Origin of the sequence: Mycobacterium ulcerans subsp. shinshuense, assembly GCF_002355775.1 — a bacterium.
Lineage (GTDB): Bacteria > Actinomycetota > Actinomycetes > Mycobacteriales > Mycobacteriaceae > Mycobacterium > Mycobacterium marinum.
This window is the reverse complement of record NZ_AP017624.1, coordinates 659,169-676,217: the sequence shown is the minus strand read 5'-3', so window position 1 is coordinate 676,217 and position 17,049 is coordinate 659,169. Positions and strand designations below refer to the sequence as shown.

Below are 17,049 nucleotides of genomic sequence, written 5' to 3'. Positions count from 1 at the left end.
CGCAGGAAGGGCGGTCATGGCGGAACCGGGCATGGTGACGATCTACCTCGACCGTAGGCGGGCATCGGTGCCGCTGGTGCCTGGCGAGACCCTGCTGGAAAGCGCACGACGAGCGGGGCTGGACCCGCCTTTCAACTGCGAGGCCGGCAACTGCGGGACCTGCCTGGCCCGCCTCACGGAGGGCAGCGCGACAATGCTGGTCAACGACGCTCTTGACGACAGCGAGGTGGCCGACGGCTACATCTTGACCTGTCAGGGCATACCCGATACCGCACCGATCACGGTGCGCTACGAGTAGACCCGCGCAGCACCAGGATCGGCGTGCCGCTATCGGCAGTGTTCGCCCAGGAGCGGCGCCGGCCGGTATTCGGGCCGATAACCGGACACCCGAATCGGATTACCGACGAGGCGCAATTCGCCCGCGCGCACGATCACTTGGGGATTCTCCGCGAGGGCCTCGGGCAGCGTCCGAACGGCTGCCGCGGGCACCCCCAGCGGCCGCAGCCGTCGCTCCCAACCGGCGGCGGTGTCGGTCGCCAACGCCGAGGCGACCACGGTGAGCACCTCCGCACGCCGGGACGCTCGCTCCGCCATGGTCTCGAAGCCATGGATGCCGGCCTCGGCCGCAAAGGCCTTCCAGAACCCGTCATGTGTGACGAACAGCACGAGGTAGCCGTCGGCAGTCGGAAATAGCTGCGCGGGAACGTAACACGGGTGAGCGCCATGAGGCCTGCGCTGCGGCTCGGTGCCTTCGTTAAGGTACGCGGCGGCGTGGTAGTTCAGCTGGGAGACCATGACGTCGAACAGCGACACGTCCACCTGCCCGCCACGGCCCGAGATGATCGCCGCCAACAACCCAAGCGCTGCACACATCCCGGTGGAGTTGTCCGCCGAGGAATACCCGGGCAGGGTCGGCGGACCACCGGGTTCACCGGTCAGCGCGGCACTTCCGGCGGCGGCCTGGATCACGTAGTCGAAGGCCGGATCGTCGCCGCCATGCAACCCATAACCGGTGATCGCCACGCAAACGATGCGTTCGTTGAACCGCCGCAGCGCTTCGTAGGTCAACCCCAGTCGGCGGATCGACGACGGTCGCAGGTTGACCACCAGCGCATCGGAGTCGGCCGCCAGCTCGGCGAGCCGGTGCTGTCCCACTTCGGAATTCAGATCCAGACAGAGGCCGGACTTGTTGCGGTTGAGGCTGGCGAAGTAGCTCTCACCGACCGTGCGTGAGATCTCACCGCCGGGCGGTTCGATCTTGAAGACCTTGGCGCCGAGGTCGGCGAGCAGCAATGTGGCGTAAGGGCCGGCCAGCATGGTGCCGACCTCGATGACCCGAATGCCGGTCAGCGGGCCCGCGGCGGTCACCGCACCTCCGTCGCCAGCGTGGCAATCATGTCTCGGGTGCGACGCTTGGAGGCAACCAGCTCTTCACGATTGTCGCCGATCGGCAGCAGCCGCACCGACAGGTCGGTCACACCGGCCTCGGCGAAGCGACGGAATCGAGCCAGGATCGCGTCCTCGTCGCCGGCCGCACAGATATCACCGACGTCTTTGGCATCGCCGTATCCGAGCAGTCTTTGATAGTTCGGCGAAACCTCGGCCTCCCCCAGAATCCGGTTGGCGCGATCACGCGCTACCTCGACTTCACTCGAGCCGCAAAGGCAAACGGGGATGCCGGCGACGATGCGCGGAGCCGGGCGGCCGGCATTGTCAGCGGCCTTGGAGATTCTGGGCACCACATGCTCGGCCACCGCACGTTCGTCGGCCATCCACAGCACGGTGCCGTCCGCTCGCTCGCCGGCCAGGGTCAACATCACCGGCCCGAGCGCTGCGACCAGCACCGGCAGGGGCGCCACCGCGGCCAGCTCCAGCGGGTTGTGCACCCGGAAGCTGTCGTTCTCCACGTCGACGGGCCCGGGGTTGGCCAAGGCCGCGGCCAGGACCTCGAGGTAGTCCCGGGTGTAGGCGGCGGGCCGCTGGTAGGGCAGCCCGAGCATGTCGTCGACGATCCAATGGTGCGACGGTCCGACGCCCAGCACCAGGCGACCACCGGTGGCCGCATGCACCGACAGAGCTTGCCGGGCCAACGCAATAGGGTGCTGCGTCTGCAGGGGCACTACGGCGGTACCCAGCTCGATGCGGCTGCTCCGCGTTCCCATCAGGGTCACGGCGACCAGTGCGTCAAAGTCATTGGGAATCTGGGGAATCCACGCGCTATCCAGGCCGGCTGTTTCCGCCCAGTCGATATCGGCTAGCATCCGGCCCACCTTGCGGCCCAAATCCCCGCGCTCGGGGCCGATCATCACTCCGACACGCACGGTTCCTCCATGGACGGTTGCGGTGCGGTTTGCGCGTCGCCGGTCAGCGCGCGGATGTCGCGCACCAGGTCATCCAGCGGTGTTCCGGTGGGAAACACCGCCGCCGCACCGGCGGCCAGCAGCTTGGGCACGTCGGAGTGCGGGATGGTCCCGCCGACGACGACGGCGATGTCGGCGGCATCGGCGTCGCGCAGGGCCTCGATGGTGCGTGCCGTCAGGGCCAGATGGGCACCCGACAAGATGCTCAAGCCGACCACGGCCACATCTTCTTGAACGGCGATCGAGGCGATGTCTTCGATACGTTGCCGAATGCCGTTGTAGATCACCTCGAAGCCGGCGTCGCGCAGCGTGCGGGCGACGATCTTGGCGCCGCGGTCATGACCGTCGAGACCGGGCTTGGCGACCAGGCTCCGGGCGGCCATCTAGAACACCACCGGTTGCTGGAATTCGCCCCACACCGCCTTGAGGGCGCAGACCATCTCACCGACCGTGCAGTATGCGTTGGCGCAGTCGATCAGCCTGTGCATCAGATTGTCGGCTCCTTCGGCGCCTCGCGCGAGCGCGGCGAGGGTGGACTGCACTGCGTCGCTGTCTCTTTCAGCCTTGACCTTGGCGAGCCGCTTGAGCTGAAGGTCACGGCCTTCGGCGTCGAGTTCGTAGGTGACGATGTCGGGTTCGGCGTCCCCGGAGACAAACCTGTTGACCCCCACGACGAGTCGAACACCCGCTTCGATGTCCTTGTGCGTTCGGAAGGCCTCGTCGGCGATCAGGCCCTGCAGATATCCATCCTCGATGGCGCTGACCATCCCGCCGTGGCGCCGCAGGTCGTCCATGATCTCGATGATCCGAGCCTCGGTGGCATCGGTGAGCGCCTCTACGAAGTAGGAGCCGCCAAGCGGGTCGGCGACGCGGGTCACGCCGCTTTCATAGGCCAGGATCTGCTGGGTGCGCAGCGCCAAAGTGGTGGACTCCCCGGTCGGCAGGGCAAACGGCTCGTCCCAGGCCGCAGTGAACATCGACTGCACCCCGCCCAACACCGCGGCCATCGCCTCGTAGGCGACGCGGATCAGGTTGTTCTGCGCTTGCGGTGCATACAGCGACGCGCCGCCGCACACGCAGCCGAACCGGAACATCGCCGCTTTGTTCGTCTTGGCGCCGTATCGCTCGCGCACCAGCGTCGCCCAGCGCCGTCGTCCCGCACGATATTTGGCGATCTCCTCGAAAAAGTCGCCGTGGGTGTAGAAGAAGAACGAGATCTGTGGGGCGAACTGATCGATGGTCATCCGACCGCGTGCAACGACGGTGTCGCAGTGGGTGATTCCGTCGGCGAGGGTGAATGCCATCTCCTGTACCGCGGTGGCCCCGGCGTCACGAAAATGGGCTCCCGCCACCGATATGGCGTTGAATTTCGGGGCCTCGGCCGCACAGACCTCGATCGTGTCGGCGATCAGCCGCAGCGAGGGCTCCGGCGGCCAGATCCAGGTCCCGCGCGACGCGTACTCCTTGAGGATGTCGTTCTGGATCGTCCCGGTGAGCTTGGCGCGCGGAACTCCCTTTCGCTCGGCGGCGGCCACGTAGAACGCCAGCAGAATCGCCGCCGTGCCATTGATGGTGAAACTGGTGCTGATCTTGTCCAGCGGGATGTCCTCGAACAGGATTTCGGCGTCGGCCAGGGTGTCGACCGCGACGCCAACGCGGCCGACTTCCTCGGCGACGTCTGGGTCGTCGGAGTCGAATCCACATTGGGTGGGCAGGTCGAGCGCCACCGATAACCCGGTCCCGCCCTGGTCCAGCAGATAGCGGTAGCGGCGGTTGGACTCCTCGGCGGTGCCGAACCCGGAGTACTGCCGAAACGTCCACAACTTGCCTCGGTATCCCGACGCGAAGTTGCCGCGGGTGAAGGGGTACTCCCCCGGAGGCGGCGGCTCCGCCGTGCGGTCCCCAGGGCCGTAGACCGGCGCAACTGGGATGCCCGATGCAGTCTGGGTCACATCATCCATCGATGAATAACGTACTTGCAAAAAAAGAGAATGCCAATACCACTCAGTTGACCAGCATAAACGGGCTCAGAGCGAGGGGGGTTCCAGAGCCGGCCGGGGTGCGCGGCTTCGACGGGGCGCGGCGGCTACACCCGGCAGAGAATTTCGCCGTTGGGAATCCCCAGGCAACCATCCGGTGCCGCGGCCCAGTCGCGCCAAGCCTGCGAAATCGCCTCCAGATCTGCGGCGCTGGCCATCCCGGAGCCCAGCAGTTGGGCAGACAGATCCGAACGCAGAATCCGATCGGCCCACATTCCGCCCCACCAGGCACGCATCTCGTCGGTCGCGTAGCACCACATGCTGCCGGTCGGCGTGATGTCAGCAAAGCCCGCCTGACAAGCCCACGACAGCAGCCGCCGGCCGGCATCGGGCTCACCGCCGTTGGCACGCGCCGCCCGCTGATAGAGCTGTAGCCAATGGTCCAGGGCCGGAAGTTGCGGGTACCAGATGAACCCCGCGTAGTCGGCGTCACGCGCGGCGACCAACCCGCCGGGCGCACCGACGCGCTTCATCTCCCGCAGCGCCTGCACCGGATCGGCCACGTGCTGCAGCACCTGGTGGGCATGGACTACGTCGAACACGTCATCGGGAAAGTCCAGGGCATGCACATCGGAGGTCACGAACGCGACATTGGACACGTCGCATCGCTGCGCCTCGGCACGGGCCACGTTCAGCGCCGCATCGGTGGGCTCCACCGCCGTCACCGTAGCGGGCGCCACGCGCGCCGCGAGGTCGACGGTGATAGTCCCGGGGCCGCAACCGATGTCGAGCACGGACAATCCCGCACGAAGATGCGGCGATAGGTAGCCGGCGGAGTTGGCCACCGTGCGCTGACGGTGCCCACGCAGCACCGACTCGTGATGCCCATGGGTATAGACGGCTCGGCGTTCGTCGTTCATGAACCGGAGCCTACCCGCCTAAATCAAAAAGTGAGACAGCCATCTCATTATATGAGACAGTCAGTCGACCGGAGCATTGAGGATCGGCCGGTCGACCCCCGCCCCCGGGCCATCGAAGTGCCACCACTCACCGGAGTACACGCTCAACCCGCCGTAGTTCATCGCGTCGCGCAGCCGTTTACGGCCGGCTTGGGCCGCCTCACTAACCCCTTCGGTGGCGAATGCCTTGGCCCGCGCCGAGAAGTCATCGAAGTCGGTGCCCATGTCGGCCAGGCAGATTCCGCTGATCTGCCGCTGGGGCGGGCATTGTGGCGACACGCTGGCATAGGTCACGTCAACCGAGCGGCCCGCCTCGTGGCTGCGGGCGTATTGACCCGGACGCGCCACCCAGGCCGGGTTCGGGACCACCTGGAACATCTTGACCTGGACATCGTGCGGTCGGTAGCAGTCCCAGAACACCAGCGCCTGCCCTTGCGGGCGCAGCGCCGCCGTGGCGGCCGTCAACCCCGGCGCCATCGATTCGTGCACCAGACATCGGGCATCGGCGGGATACAGCTGCGTGCGGGTGAAGTTATTGGTGGTCGCGTAGCGCAGGTCGATGATGGCGTCGGGAACGACACTGCGCACATCGACAAGGCCGGCCGCAGCCGCGGCGGCACTGACCGGTGGGACGGACCCGGGCGGCACGCTGGCCGTTGTCGCGACGGCCCGCACGGCCGAGGTGACCACCGGAGGCGATGGGATCGATGACCCGCCGGGACTCGTCCACACACCCGACGGCGCGGCGGTGATACCGCAGGCGACGAGGGCAGCGGCGGCGCCAACCCTTCGCAATGGGCCGCTATGGAGTGCATCGGCAATACTGCTCACCGCACCGAGGCTACGTCGGGTCAGCCCGTTCTCACGTTTATCGCCGACGGTGTTCGGCGATCAGCGGCCGATCAATGTTCGTCGTAGTGCCCATCGTGGGCGGCATGCCGGCATCCGTCATGGATGTAGTCGACGTGATCGCCGTGGGGAACGGCGACGTGGCCGCAGCCATCGCCGTGAGTGTGATCGTGCCCGTCATACACGCAGTGGCCGTCGCCGGATTCACATTCGTCAAAGTGATCGCCGTGGCGCCGGTGCAGATGACCGTCGTGCAGATAGTCGACGTGATCACCATGCGGAATCGCGACATGTCCGCAACCGTCGCCATGCGAATGGTCGTGCCCCGCGTGCTGCCGGTGCGCTATCGCGTTCATCTCTTTCTCCTTGTGATTGTTGAGCGGGCTGGGAATGTCGACATGTCGGGCGCGTCAGCGGACTTGTCGGTCGCGGTCGAGCTGTCGACACCACCATTCAATCCTCAACCAGCCATCACGGGGGACAAGAGCAGAAAGTCACCGAAAACTCTTGGATCCAGTGTCTTCGAGCCAACGGACATCGCACGCCGCCAGCCAGCCAGCCAACAACAAAGGCGCAAGATTTCGCCGGGGTTTCGGTTGGGCGAAGATACCGCAGCTTTCAAACACCGCCATTACATATGTTGCTAATCGAACTATACCGTTGGCGCGGTGTCCGACGAGAATCGCAACGAGCGCCACCGGCGCCCCGCGCTTCACGCTGTCGTCGCGGCATTTGTCCTGGTCTGCTCCGCTTTTCTCGCCACCCCCACCGCACACGCGGCAGCGATAACCGCAACGCTGGCGGTGACGTCACAATGGGACACCGGCTTCGTCGCCAACTACCGGATCGCCAATCCCGGCACGACCGAGTTGGCGGACTGGAAGCTCGAATTCGACCTGCCCGCCGAGGAATCTGTAACAAATTCGTGGAGCAGCAAGCTGGCCCAATCGGGAACGCATTACGTCCTAACACCCGAAGAGTACAACCGCACCATCGCGCCGGACCACTCCATCAGTATTGGCTTTCAGGCCACGCTAGACGGCGAATTCTCGGCCCCACAGAACTGTGTGCTCAACGGCGAGTCCTGCACCAGTGCGCCGGACCTAGCGCCGGCCACAGCCACCGCGCCCACACCGACCACCGCGCCGGCCAGCGCGCCGCCACCCCCGTCCGCCGACGATGCGGCGGCAACACTGGCGGTGATCTCACAATGGAATACCGGCTTTGTCGCCAACTACGAAATCGCCAATACCGGGTCCACAGCCCTGGATGGCTGGAAGCTCGAATTCGATCTGCCCGCAGACGAATCCGTCACCCGAGCGTGGAGCAGCAAACTCTCCAAGACCGGCACGCACTACGTCCTGACACCGGAGTCCTACAACACCACCATCGCCCCCGGCAGCTCGGTCACCGTCGGTTTCCAGGCCGCCCAGACCAGCACGTATTCGGCGCCTGCGAATTGTCAGCTCAACGGCGAATCTTGCGGCGACGGTCCGGCCCCTACCGCCAGCGTGCGCCACTGACGACGCCGGTCGCGGGCGCTAACCGGCCGGGAAGAGACGAGCCACCAGAATGGCCGCGATAAGGATCGCAAGCGACAGCGGCGCCGCTACGGTGCCAATCAGCATCCCCCCGCCCAACCTGACCGAGTTTGCCCGGGCTCTTGGCAACAACGGAGGAAATCGACAGGTAGATCAGCGACACGAGGAGTACGAAGACCGCCAGCGGCGGAACTGAGAGAACACAAAGCCAGGTCGCGAACTCCACCACCAGGATGTGGGCCAGCGCCACCGCGAAGCTGATCGGTCCATAACGGCCGGTCGCCCCGGTCAACGCAACACCAAGAAGGCGAAGGCGATGCCGCCGATCAGGACAACCCCGGCGGCGCCGGTGACGCCTAAGCCAATACCGCGCCGCTGCGAGGAACTCGAGTTGAGCAACACCGCACCGGCCCCCAGCGAAACAAGCGTCGCCAGGGCCGTCGCGGTCAGCAACAGCGTGCGTTCGCTTCGCCCGCTTTCCGTCGGAAATGCCCACTTCCCCAACAGCCACATGGCGGCAAGCAACAGCAGCAAACAGAATTGAATGACCACCGGCGCCGACCAGGTGGCCGACCGCCACGCGGTGGCATCCATGTCACGAATACGAGCTAGAAACGACATCGGCACCCCCCCCCTGACGCGTCGCGTCACTCTCCTCGATCGGCATGCGACACCACTGTCGGCAACCCCGCCCTGGCCGGCATCCGTGCGCTGGCAACCTAACCCGCCGGCACCAGCTCGAACCTGGCGCATCGCGCCGCGACTACCGGCATACCTGTCTATCAGACGTTCGGTTCATGCCGAGGGCCAACTCCGCGCCGTCAGCGCCGCCAAACCTCAGACGCACTTCATATAATTAATCATTACGTTTATGAAGCACATCGGGTAGCCTGGGTGCAGCAACATCGCCAATCAGGGATGAACCCGAGACACTCTGCACCTACGAGAGGGGTGTGCTCCGGTGTCTTCTAGCGCCCACGGCCAACGGCTGAGCGAACCTGACGAAATGGTGTCGACCAGACAGCGACCAACCCTGTCCTTGGCCACAGCCGTCGATTCACCCGATTCCGGCCGAATGGCGTCCACCGGCGACGCGGTCTCCCTCGGCGACGCAGATTGGCGCTCCCGGCTGCGCACCGCGGAACTGGCCCAGATCGCCGACTTCGTCTCTGACCGCAGCGCCAGCGCGCTTGGCGGGTCGGGGTGGGAGGTCGCCGGCGACATACTTCTGCGGTTTGTTTCCGAGGGCAAATGCCTGAGATCGACCTTCATGTACCTGGGCTGGTTGGGCGGCGCCGGTCCCAACAATGCGGCATTATCGGCCGCGGCAAGCCTGGAGCTGCTCCACGCCTTTGCGCTCCTCCAAGACGACGTGATGGACCAATCCCCGCAACGACGAGGCAGTCCAGCCGTCCATGTCCAGCTGGCCCGGTGCCACCAGCGGCGCGGGCTATCCGGTGCCGCAGCACGTTTCGGCGAATCGGCGGCCGTACTACTCGGAGACATCTGCCTGGTCTGGGCCGAGCAGATGCTGCGCGAAAGCGGGGTCGAGGACCGCCGTCTGCGGCAGGTATGGCCCCGCTACGACGCCATGCGCATCGAACTCGCGGTGGGCCAGCTTTGCGACCTGTCCAACGATATCCGCAACCTGCCGACACTGGATGCCGTCTTGGACGTGGCGCGGCGCAAGTCGGGTAACTACACGGTGCGCCGGCCGCTCGAGATGGGAGCCGCGATGGCCGATTGCGATGAGCGCACGCTGGAACAGCTCGCGCGATACGGCGACGCCGTTGGAGAAGCGTTTCAACTGCGCGACGACATGCTGGGAGTGTTTGGTACACCGGCGATCACCGGCAAACCCAGTGGCGACGATCTCCGCGAACGCAAGGCAACCAGCGTCGTGGTCGCCGCCTACGAGATGGCCGATCCGCCGACGCGTCGGCAGCTTCACTAGCTGATGCATCGGGCTGAGCTCGACGACGCTGCGGTTGATCACCGCAAACGACTGATCACCGCGACGGGAGCTGTGCAGCGAATCGAGGACACGATTGACCGCCGTGTCGATCGCGTTCGAACACTATTAGCCGACATGACGATCGGGCAGCAAACCCGAGCCGCGCTGGGCGACCTGGCAGCAGCCTGCGTGCAGCGCAGCACGTGAGATCACGCGAATTAGGGAGCCGCGATGCGAACCATTGAAGGCACTGCCGATCACGTGGTGGTGATCGGTGCGGGACTAGCGGGGTTGGCCACGGCGCTACACCTGGCGGGCCGCGGCCGCAGCGTCACGGTCGTCGAACGCGAGGCTTGGCCGGGTGGACGTGCCGGCCGACTCGACATCGATGGATACCGAATCGATACCGGCCCAACTGTTCTCACCATTCCAGACCTTATCGACGAGGTCTTTGCGGCCGTGGGTGAGACGATCTCGGATCGGCTGGAGTTGCTTCCCGTCGATCCGGCCTACACCGCCATGTTCGCCGACGGAAGTTCGATCGATGTGCACTGCGACGCGGATCGGATGGTCGCGGCGATCGAGAACTTCGCCGGTCCCGAGCAAGCTACCGGTTATCTTCGGCTGCGCGAGTGGTTGACCCGCCTGTACCGCATCGAATTCGCCGGCTTCATTGGCTCGAACTTCGATTCGCCCCTATCACTGCTCACCCCGCAGCTGGCGCGACTGGCGGCTGCCGGCGGATTTCGCAACTGGGACAGCATGGTCAAGCGCCACATCACCGACCCGAGGCTGCGTCGGGTGTTCACCTTCCAGTCCCTCTACGCCGGGGTGGCGCCGCAAGATGCACTGGCAGCCTATGCCGTTATCGCCTATATGGACACCATATCGGGGGTGTTCTTTCCGCGCGGCGGGGTTCGTGCCCTGCCTGACGCGCTGGCGGCCGCCGCGGCCTGCGCGCGCGTGCAGTTTCATTACGGTTCGCAGGTAAGCGAACTCGAGCGCGACGACGCGCAGATAACCGCTGTCCGCACCGACAGGGGCGAGCGCATTGCCTGCGATGCAGTGGTGTTGACCACCGAGTTGCCCACCACATACCGCCTACTGGGCCGAACCCCCCGCCGGCTTCGCCGGCTACGCGCGGCACCGTCGGCGGTCGTCGTGCACGCCGGCTGCCGCAGCGCCTCGACCGCGAGTGAGCCGGCGGCCCATCACACGATTCTTTTCGGACAGGCATGGGAGCAGACGTTCACCGACATCATTCGCGACGGCCGGCTGATGCGAGATCCATCGTTGTTGGTCACCCGACCGACCGCGGGCGATCCCGCCCTCGCACCGCCGGGCCGAGATCTGCTCTATCTACTCGCGCCGGCACCCAACCTGACCGCGGGCCGGGTCGATTGGGGCAGCGCCGGTGGTAGCTACGCGCAATCCATGATCGACACCGTCGCCTCCCGGCTGCTTCCGGACTTTCGCGACAGCGTGGAACTACTCGACGTCGTCACTCCCCTGGACTGGGCCCGGCAGGGCATGGCGGCAGGTACTCCGTTCGCGCTGGCGCATACGTTCGGCCAAACCGGTCCCTTCCGCCCGGCGAACACGGTGCGCGGCATCGACAACGCGGTGCTGGCGGGTTCGTCGACGGTACCTGGCGTAGGCGTTCCGACGACGTTGATCTCCGGGCGGCTGGCCGCCGACCGCATCACGGGAAACACCACCCGATCAATCCGACACCTCGACCTGAAAGCACAGTTGTCATGATTCGCAGTGAATTGGACGCCGCCGGGATCGGTGATCCCCGGTTGCGCGAGGCCTATCAGCAAAGCCGCCGAATCAACGCCGCCAGCGGGCGCACCTTCTTTTTGGCCACCAGACTGCTGGCACCGGATCAGCGACCACCCGTACACGCCCTGTACGGGTTCGCCCGGTACGCCGACGACATTCTGGACTCCTTCGATCCGCGGCTGGACCCCGACACTCGCGCCCAGCGACTGCAGCAGCTGGCACAGCAGTTCTTTTCCGGCGCCGACCATCCTGATAACCCGGTACTTGCCGCGGCCAGCCACACCGCACGCCGCTACGGCATCGGCGCCGATCTTTTCGAAGATTTCCTGGAGTCGATGCGCATGGACCTCAGCATCACCGACTACCCCGACCGGGATGCGCTCAACACCTACATGCGCGGTTCAGCGGAAGCCATTGGCCTACAGTTACTCCCGATCTTGGGCACCGTCGTTCCGGCACGAGAGGCCATGCCCTACGCGGCCGCCCTGGGACGCGCATTTCAGCTCACCAACTTCATTCGCGACGTCGACGAGGACCTGGCCCGCAACCGCATCTATCTGCCCGCCGACGAACTCGCCGCATATGGCGTTGATCGGGATGTGCTGATGTGGTGTCACCACAACCAGCGCAGCGATGGCCGGGTACGCGAAGCTCTGGCCGCCCAACACGAGATCACCAGAGAGACCTACCGGTTCGCCGCCGCCGGGATCCAACTGCTGGCGCCGCGGTCGCGGCCCTGTGTCGCGACGGCTTTGACGCTGTATTCGGAAATCCTGGACCGCATCGAAGGCGACGACTTTGCGGTGTTCGGCCGGCGCGCCACCGTCGGGACCGCCCGCCGTCTGCGGGTGGCCGGTGCCGGGCTGATACGAGCATGGCGCGCCCGAACCAGCGACGCCATCCCCGATCGCTCCGAGTACGGTGCCGCATGAGCGATCGCTGGCAATACCTGCTGGTGCTGCTCGCATGCCTGGCAATCACCGCGCCGCTGGAAGTGTTCGGCGCCGGCGTATATCGGCGCCCGCGAAGGCTGCTGCGGTCGGTACTACCGCTGGCCGCGGCATTCCTGGTCTGGGACGAGTTGGCCGTTGCCGCACGGGTGTGGACTTACGATCCGCGCTACATCAGCGGGCTGAACGTCCCGTTTCAGGTCCCGATCGAAGAGGTCCTGTTCTTTCTGGTGATCCCCATCTGCGCCCTGTTGACCCTCAACGCGGTCAGCACCATCCTCGACCGGCTCCGCCGACGATGACCGGGTTGGGGTACACCGTGCCGGCCGTGCTGGCCGTGGCCGGCGTTGGCGCCCTGGAGCTGTTGGTACTACGGACCGGGTTGTTCCGGCGTCCCGCTTACTGGCTATCGATGGTGATAGTGCTGGGCTTTCAGGTTCCGGTCGACGGCTGGCTTACCAAGCTCAGCGCTCCCATCGTCAGCTACGACGAGCGGCAGATCACCGGCCTGCGGTTCCCGTTCGACATCCCGATTGAAGACTTCCTGTTCGGCTTCGCAATGGTCACTGCCGTTCTGCTGCTGTGGGAGCGACAACGGGAACCCGGTGAGCCCGTACCGCCGAGTCAGGCGGGCTGCCACGAGAAGCACAGCCTCGAGGACAAGACATGTTGACCAGAATGGCCCGACTCTCCCTCTCCGCGCCACGGCGGGTCATCACGGTGGTAATCCTGGTCATGATCGGCACCGCCATCTTCGGCATCCCGGCGGCAAATAGCCTGGCCGCCGGGGGGTTTCTGGATCCATCGTCCGAATCCGCGCGTGCCGCGGCGGTGCTCGCCGACAAGTTCCATCGAGGCGACATGGAGATGGTGCTGCTGGTGAGTTCGGATGACGGTGTCCGCGATGGCCCGGCGCGCATCGTCGGCACCGATATCGCGCGCCAACTCGCGCAATCACCCTTCGTGGCGCAGGTGGCATCGTCTTGGGACACACCGCAACCGCCGCCGGACATGCTCAGCGCCGACGGGAAATCGGCGCTGATTCTGGTCGCGCTCAAGGGCGACGAAAACAGCGCACCCCGGCACGCGCAGGCGCTGGCGCAGCGGTTGGCGCACGACCGCGGTGGGGTGACGGTGCAGGCCGGTGGGTCCGCGATGGTCTATGCACAGGTCAACCAGCAGACCGAAAAGGACTTGCTGCGAATGGAGTTCATCGCGGTCCCGGTCAGTTTCGCCGCGCTGGTGTGGGTGTTCGGGGGCTTGCTGGCCGCGGCCCTACCGGTGGCCGTGGGCGGCTTCGCCATTCTGGGGCCCCTGGCGGTGCTGCGCGGTGTCGCGATGGTGACCGATGTGTCGATCTTCGCGCTAAATGTCACGGTTGCCCTGGGCATGGCCCTCGCGATCGACTACACCTTGCTGATCATCAGCCGGTACCGTGACGAGCTCGGCGAGGGGCGCAGCCACGAGGACGCCCTGGTTCGCACCATGACAACCGCCGGCCGCACCGTCCTGTTCTCGGCGGTGACGGTTGGGCTCTCGCTCGTCGCGATGGCGCTGTTCCCGATGTACTTCCTGAAGTCCTTCGCCTACGCCGGGGTTGCGGTCGTGGCGTTTTCGGCCCTGGCCGCGATGGTGGTCGCACCAACGGTAATCGTGCTGCTCGGCGACCGGCTCGACGCGCTCAACGTCTGGAAACTGGGCCGGCGGCTGCTTGGGCGTCCGGAACCGCCGCCGCGGCCCGTTGCGCAGAGTTTCTGGTACCGCACGGCCAAACTGGTCACCCGCCACGCGATTCCGGTGGGCCTGGCCATCATCGTGTTGTTGATCGCGCTGGGAATCCCGTTCCTCAACATCAAGTGGGGCTATCCGGACGACCGCGTGCTGCCGCCGTCCGCGTCGGCACGCATGGTCAGTGACCGAATCCGCAGCGATTTCGGCTCGAACTCGGCGAGCAGAGTCACCGTCGTCATCACCGACACCGCCGGGCTGACCAAACCGGATCTCAATCACTACGCCGCCCAATTGTCCGAGGTATCCGATGTGTCGGCGGTCTCGGCGCCGACGAGCACCTTCGTTGCCGGCGAGTTGCGGGGCCCGCCCTCCGCACCGACCGCGATGGCCGCCGGCAGCGCGTACCTGACCGTGGAGAGCACCGCGCCGCTGTACACCAAGGCCTCGGCGAACCAGCTGGATCGTCTGCACGCCGTGGCGCTGCCCGGCGACACCGCGGTGCAAATGACCGGCGTCGCACAGATGAACCGCGACTCCGTCAATGGGATTACCTCGCGGCTACCCATGGTGTTCGGCTTCATCGCGATCGTGACACTGGTGCTGCTGTTCCTGCTCACCGGCAGTGTGCTGCTACCGATCAAGGCGGTGGTGCTCAACATGCTCTCGCTTACAGCGGCTTTCGGCGCCCTGGTCTGGATCTTTCAGGACAGCCATCTGGGCGCGCTGGGTACCACACCAACCGGCACGTTGGTCGCCAATATCCCGGTGCTGATGTTCTGCATCGCCTTCGGCTTGTCGATGGATTACGAAGTCTTCCTGCTGTCCCGCATCCGCGAGTTCTGGCTTGGATCACCTCAACAAAGCGCCGACAACGATGAGAGCATCGCTCTGGGCCTGGCCCACACCGGCCGGATCATCACCGCCGCGGCGTTGCTGATGTCGATCTCGTTTGCCGGCCTGATTTCCGCAGAGGTGTCTTTCATGCGGATGTTCGGGGTGGGTCTGACCATTGCGGTGCTGGTCGACGCCACATTGGTGCGGGTGCTGCTGGTGCCCGCGTTCATGCATGTGTTTGGCGGATTGAACTGGTGGGCACCCAAACCACTGGAACGGTGGCACAGCCGCAGCGGTGCCGACCGATCCGCGGGCCAAACCGGCCCCAGCGACGGTGCCGTCGGCGGCAACTCCAGCAAATTCTACAGCAATCGCCGCGTCGACGACCACGTGCACCGGTCGCCGCGATAGGGGCGATAAGCTAGTCGCTCTATCGCCCGAAAAGGATGCAGGCAGGTGACCAAGCGCGTCGCTGTGAATCGACAGCCGAGTCGAGCCGAGCTGGAGCGGCTGTTATCGGCTGATCTGCGCTCAATCACCGCTCATTCTGACCGTGTCGGCCGCTACTACGCCCGACACAACGATCTCAGCCACGGCGACTTCCAGGCGTTGCTGCACATCATGGTCGCCGAGACCGCGGGGACACCCGTGACACCGGCCCAGCTCAGCCAGCGATTGGACGTCTCGGCCGCTGCGATCACCTATCTTGCCGATCGGATGATCCATGCCGGGCACATCCGCCGCGAAGCCGATCCGGACGACCGGCGCAAATCACACCTTCGCTTCGAGCAAAGCAGCCTGGAGCTCGCACACAAGTTTTTCATGCCGCTCGGCGACCACATGCGCGAGGCGATGGCTGATCTGTCCGACCGCGATCTGCGGGCCGCACACCGGGTGTTGACGGCGATGATGGACGGGATGGAGACCTTCGAAAAGGAGCTCTACGAGTCGCCCGCGCCGACATCGGGGCGCCCCCGCAAAACGCCGGCGCAGGCGGAAAGCCCCTAAACCGCTCGGCTACCGGATGGCTGTCACACCGATGTCGCGCAGCGACGTGAGATCCGGCGCACCGCAACAGTGCAGGCAGACTCGGAGTTCGTCGAGGAACAGCTGCAGCCAATCCTGCACCGCCGTGGCGGATTCGATCGCCGGCGCAAGCAACGGGCGGGCAATCGCGACCACATCGGCGCCCAGGGCGATCGCTTTGGCCGCATCCATTCCGGTGCGGATGCCACCGGAGGCGACCAGCGGGACAGCCGGCAACGCTTGGCGCACCTCGACAATCGCCTCAGCGGTGGGGATACCCCAGTCAGCCAATTCCGGATAGCGCAGCTCGCCGTAGCGAACCAACTGCTCCACCCGCGACCATGAGGTTCCTCCGGCGCCGGCCACGTCGATACCCGATACCGGCAGCCCGCCGGGCAGCCACAGCAGCTGCGCGACGGCCCCGGCCCCGATACCGTGGCCAACCTCCTTGAGCAGCACCGGATAGTCCAGCAGGTCGGCCGCGTCGCGCAGCCGGCCCAGCGACCCGGAGAAGTCGGTATCACCACCGTGCTGCATCGCTTCCTGCAGTGAGTTAGCGTGCACCGCAAGTGCATTCGCGCCAACCCGGCGCAGCGCGGCGGCCACCGCGGGAACCGCGGCCTTGGTCACCTGAGCCAGACCGATGTTGCCGATCAACAACACGTCGGGTGCCACCTCGCGCACCGCGAAACTCGACGCCGCCCGCTGCCCGCGGGCATCGTCGAGCATGATCCGCTGCGAGCCCAGCATCATTCCGATACCGAGGCGCTGCGCGGCGGTGGCCAAATTTCGGTTGATCATCGCGGACAGCTCGGCACCGCCGGTCATCGCGCCGATCAGGACCGGGGCACGCAATGGCGCGCCGAAAAACTCGGCCGACAAGTCGATGTCGGCGAGGCTGGTTTGGGTCAGTGCGTTGAAGGGCAGGCGGTAGCGTTCGAGCCCGGTCGTCACGCCGACGTAGTTGACCTCGTCGTTGAGGCACACGTCGATGTGCCGGCGCTTACGGCTGGAGATCTCGGCCGGGTCGTTGGTCATCGGGCAGCACCGGCCGTCGCCATCATGATCCTCGTCGCGGCAA

General features: G+C 65.8%; 18 protein-coding genes and 1 pseudogene. 9 read left to right on the top strand and 10 right to left on the bottom strand.

Translation table 11 applies throughout. The features are described 5' to 3' along the window. The first annotated feature begins 16 nt into the window (after positions 1–16). The gene (locus SHTP_RS03220) at positions 17–298 is read left to right on the top strand and encodes a 2Fe-2S iron-sulfur cluster-binding protein (RefSeq protein ID WP_011738710.1); all 282 of its coding nucleotides are present in this window, start codon (positions 17–19) and stop codon (positions 296–298) included. A 29-nt stretch (positions 299–327) separates the two neighbouring features. On the opposite strand, the gene SHTP_RS03215 is transcribed toward SHTP_RS03220, so the two are convergent. From SHTP_RS03215 to SHTP_RS28375, 7 genes are all read right to left on the bottom strand, one after another. Further along, positions 328–1,317 carry a CaiB/BaiF CoA transferase family protein gene (locus SHTP_RS03215; RefSeq protein ID WP_231991573.1) on the bottom strand — a complete coding sequence of 330 codons (990 nt, stop codon included), beginning with the start codon at positions 1,315–1,317 and terminating at the stop codon, positions 328–330. Between the two features lie 47 nt (positions 1,318–1,364). Then, positions 1,365–2,321 (bottom strand): LLM class F420-dependent oxidoreductase, encoded by a 957-nt coding sequence (locus SHTP_RS03210; RefSeq protein ID WP_096369744.1) that lies wholly within the window; start codon positions 2,319–2,321, stop codon positions 1,365–1,367. Beyond that, positions 2,306–2,743, bottom strand: a complete 438-nt coding sequence (locus tag SHTP_RS03205; protein ID WP_096369743.1) for a cobalamin B12-binding domain-containing protein — start codon at positions 2,741–2,743, stop codon at positions 2,306–2,308. The genes SHTP_RS03210 and SHTP_RS03205 overlap by 16 nt, the downstream gene beginning before the upstream one ends. Continuing rightward, the gene (locus SHTP_RS03200; RefSeq protein ID WP_096369742.1) at positions 2,744–4,321 is read right to left on the bottom strand and encodes a methylmalonyl-CoA mutase family protein; all 1,578 of its coding nucleotides are present in this window, start codon (positions 4,319–4,321) and stop codon (positions 2,744–2,746) included. Between the two features lie 125 nt (positions 4,322–4,446). Beyond that, positions 4,447–5,259 carry a class I SAM-dependent methyltransferase gene (locus tag SHTP_RS03195; RefSeq protein ID WP_096369741.1) on the bottom strand — a complete coding sequence of 271 codons (813 nt, stop codon included), beginning with the start codon at positions 5,257–5,259 and terminating at the stop codon, positions 4,447–4,449. A gap of 60 nt (positions 5,260–5,319) precedes the next feature. Further along, positions 5,320–6,129: a M15 family metallopeptidase gene (locus SHTP_RS03190; protein WP_197706214.1), complete on the bottom strand. Its 810-nt coding sequence runs from the start codon at positions 6,127–6,129 to the stop codon at positions 5,320–5,322. A 71-nt stretch (positions 6,130–6,200) separates the two neighbouring features. After that, entirely contained in the window at positions 6,201–6,503 is a 303-nt protein-coding gene (locus SHTP_RS28375; protein WP_096369740.1) for a hypothetical protein, read from the bottom strand. A 312-nt stretch (positions 6,504–6,815) separates the two neighbouring features. Here SHTP_RS28375 and SHTP_RS03180 point away from each other — a divergent pair, with 312 nt between their 5' ends. Next, a complete protein-coding gene (locus tag SHTP_RS03180) occupies positions 6,816–7,670 on the top strand; it encodes a cellulose-binding domain-containing protein (protein ID WP_096369739.1) in 855 nt (284 codons plus the stop codon). Here SHTP_RS03180 and SHTP_RS03175 read toward each other — a convergent pair. Both SHTP_RS03175 and SHTP_RS03170 read right to left on the bottom strand, forming a co-directional pair. Beyond that, entirely contained in the window at positions 7,648–7,980 is a 333-nt protein-coding gene (locus SHTP_RS03175) for a hypothetical protein (protein WP_231991698.1), read from the bottom strand. The two genes, SHTP_RS03180 and SHTP_RS03175, sit on opposite strands and share 23 nt — an antisense overlap. Next, positions 7,977–8,309: a hypothetical protein gene (locus SHTP_RS03170; RefSeq protein ID WP_096372294.1), complete on the bottom strand. Its 333-nt coding sequence runs from the start codon at positions 8,307–8,309 to the stop codon at positions 7,977–7,979. Before SHTP_RS03170 ends, SHTP_RS03175 begins: the two co-directional genes overlap by 4 nt. A gap of 385 nt (positions 8,310–8,694) precedes the next feature. Here SHTP_RS03170 and SHTP_RS03165 point away from each other — a divergent pair. The 7 genes and pseudogenes from SHTP_RS03165 to SHTP_RS03130 all read left to right on the top strand — a co-directional run bounded on the left by SHTP_RS03165 (position 8,695) and on the right by SHTP_RS03130 (position 15,950). Next, a pseudogene (locus SHTP_RS03165) lies at positions 8,695–9,849 on the top strand (polyprenyl synthetase family protein). 24 nt (positions 9,850–9,873) lie between these two features. Then, a complete protein-coding gene (gene crtI / locus SHTP_RS03155; protein ID WP_096369736.1) occupies positions 9,874–11,403 on the top strand; it encodes a phytoene desaturase family protein in 1,530 nt (509 codons plus the stop codon). Next, positions 11,400–12,359, top strand: a complete 960-nt coding sequence (locus SHTP_RS03150) for a phytoene/squalene synthase family protein (protein ID WP_096369735.1) — start codon at positions 11,400–11,402, stop codon at positions 12,357–12,359. The genes crtI and SHTP_RS03150 overlap by 4 nt, the downstream gene beginning before the upstream one ends. Further along, positions 12,356–12,679: a lycopene cyclase domain-containing protein gene (locus SHTP_RS03145; RefSeq protein ID WP_096369734.1), complete on the top strand. Its 324-nt coding sequence runs from the start codon at positions 12,356–12,358 to the stop codon at positions 12,677–12,679. The genes SHTP_RS03150 and SHTP_RS03145 overlap by 4 nt, the downstream gene beginning before the upstream one ends. Beyond that, positions 12,676–13,050 carry a lycopene cyclase domain-containing protein gene (locus SHTP_RS03140; RefSeq protein ID WP_096369733.1) on the top strand — a complete coding sequence of 125 codons (375 nt, stop codon included), beginning with the start codon at positions 12,676–12,678 and terminating at the stop codon, positions 13,048–13,050. The genes SHTP_RS03145 and SHTP_RS03140 overlap by 4 nt, the downstream gene beginning before the upstream one ends. Further along, a complete protein-coding gene (locus tag SHTP_RS03135) occupies positions 13,044–15,353 on the top strand; it encodes an MMPL family transporter (RefSeq protein WP_096369732.1) in 2,310 nt (769 codons plus the stop codon). The genes SHTP_RS03140 and SHTP_RS03135 overlap by 7 nt, the downstream gene beginning before the upstream one ends. 45 nt (positions 15,354–15,398) lie before the next feature. Continuing rightward, entirely contained in the window at positions 15,399–15,950 is a 552-nt protein-coding gene (locus SHTP_RS03130; RefSeq protein WP_015357231.1) for a MarR family winged helix-turn-helix transcriptional regulator, read from the top strand. 9 nt (positions 15,951–15,959) lie between these two features. Here SHTP_RS03130 and fni read toward each other — a convergent pair whose 3' ends face one another. Then, positions 15,960–17,006, bottom strand: a complete 1,047-nt coding sequence (gene fni, locus SHTP_RS03125) for a type 2 isopentenyl-diphosphate Delta-isomerase (RefSeq protein WP_096369731.1) — start codon at positions 17,004–17,006, stop codon at positions 15,960–15,962. Between the last annotated feature and the right edge of the window lie 43 nt (positions 17,007–17,049).

Bases quoted from the DNA above. Each gene is read 5' to 3' on its own strand.
- SHTP_RS03220 (WP_011738710.1), top strand. From the start codon at position 17: ATGGCGGAACCGGGCATGGTGACGATCTACCTCGACCGTAGGCGGGCA.
- SHTP_RS03215 (WP_231991573.1), bottom strand. From the start codon at position 1,317: ATGCTGGCCGGCCCTTACGCCACATTGCTGCTCGCCGACCTCGGCGCC.
- SHTP_RS03205 (WP_096369743.1), bottom strand. From the start codon at position 2,743: ATGGCCGCCCGGAGCCTGGTCGCCAAGCCCGGTCTCGACGGTCATGAC.
- SHTP_RS03200 (WP_096369742.1), bottom strand. From the start codon at position 4,321: ATGGATGATGTGACCCAGACTGCATCGGGCATCCCAGTTGCGCCGGTC.
- SHTP_RS03195 (WP_096369741.1), bottom strand. From the start codon at position 5,259: ATGAACGACGAACGCCGAGCCGTCTATACCCATGGGCATCACGAGTCG.
- SHTP_RS28375 (WP_096369740.1), bottom strand. From the start codon at position 6,503: ATGAACGCGATAGCGCACCGGCAGCACGCGGGGCACGACCATTCGCAT.
- SHTP_RS03170 (WP_096372294.1), bottom strand. From the start codon at position 8,309: ATGTCGTTTCTAGCTCGTATTCGTGACATGGATGCCACCGCGTGGCGG.
- crtI (WP_096369736.1), top strand. From the start codon at position 9,874: ATGCGAACCATTGAAGGCACTGCCGATCACGTGGTGGTGATCGGTGCG.
- SHTP_RS03150 (WP_096369735.1), top strand. From the start codon at position 11,400: ATGATTCGCAGTGAATTGGACGCCGCCGGGATCGGTGATCCCCGGTTG.
- SHTP_RS03145 (WP_096369734.1), top strand. From the start codon at position 12,356: ATGAGCGATCGCTGGCAATACCTGCTGGTGCTGCTCGCATGCCTGGCA.
- SHTP_RS03140 (WP_096369733.1), top strand. From the start codon at position 12,676: ATGACCGGGTTGGGGTACACCGTGCCGGCCGTGCTGGCCGTGGCCGGC.
- SHTP_RS03135 (WP_096369732.1), top strand. From the start codon at position 13,044: ATGTTGACCAGAATGGCCCGACTCTCCCTCTCCGCGCCACGGCGGGTC.
- fni (WP_096369731.1), bottom strand. From the start codon at position 17,006: ATGACCAACGACCCGGCCGAGATCTCCAGCCGTAAGCGCCGGCACATC.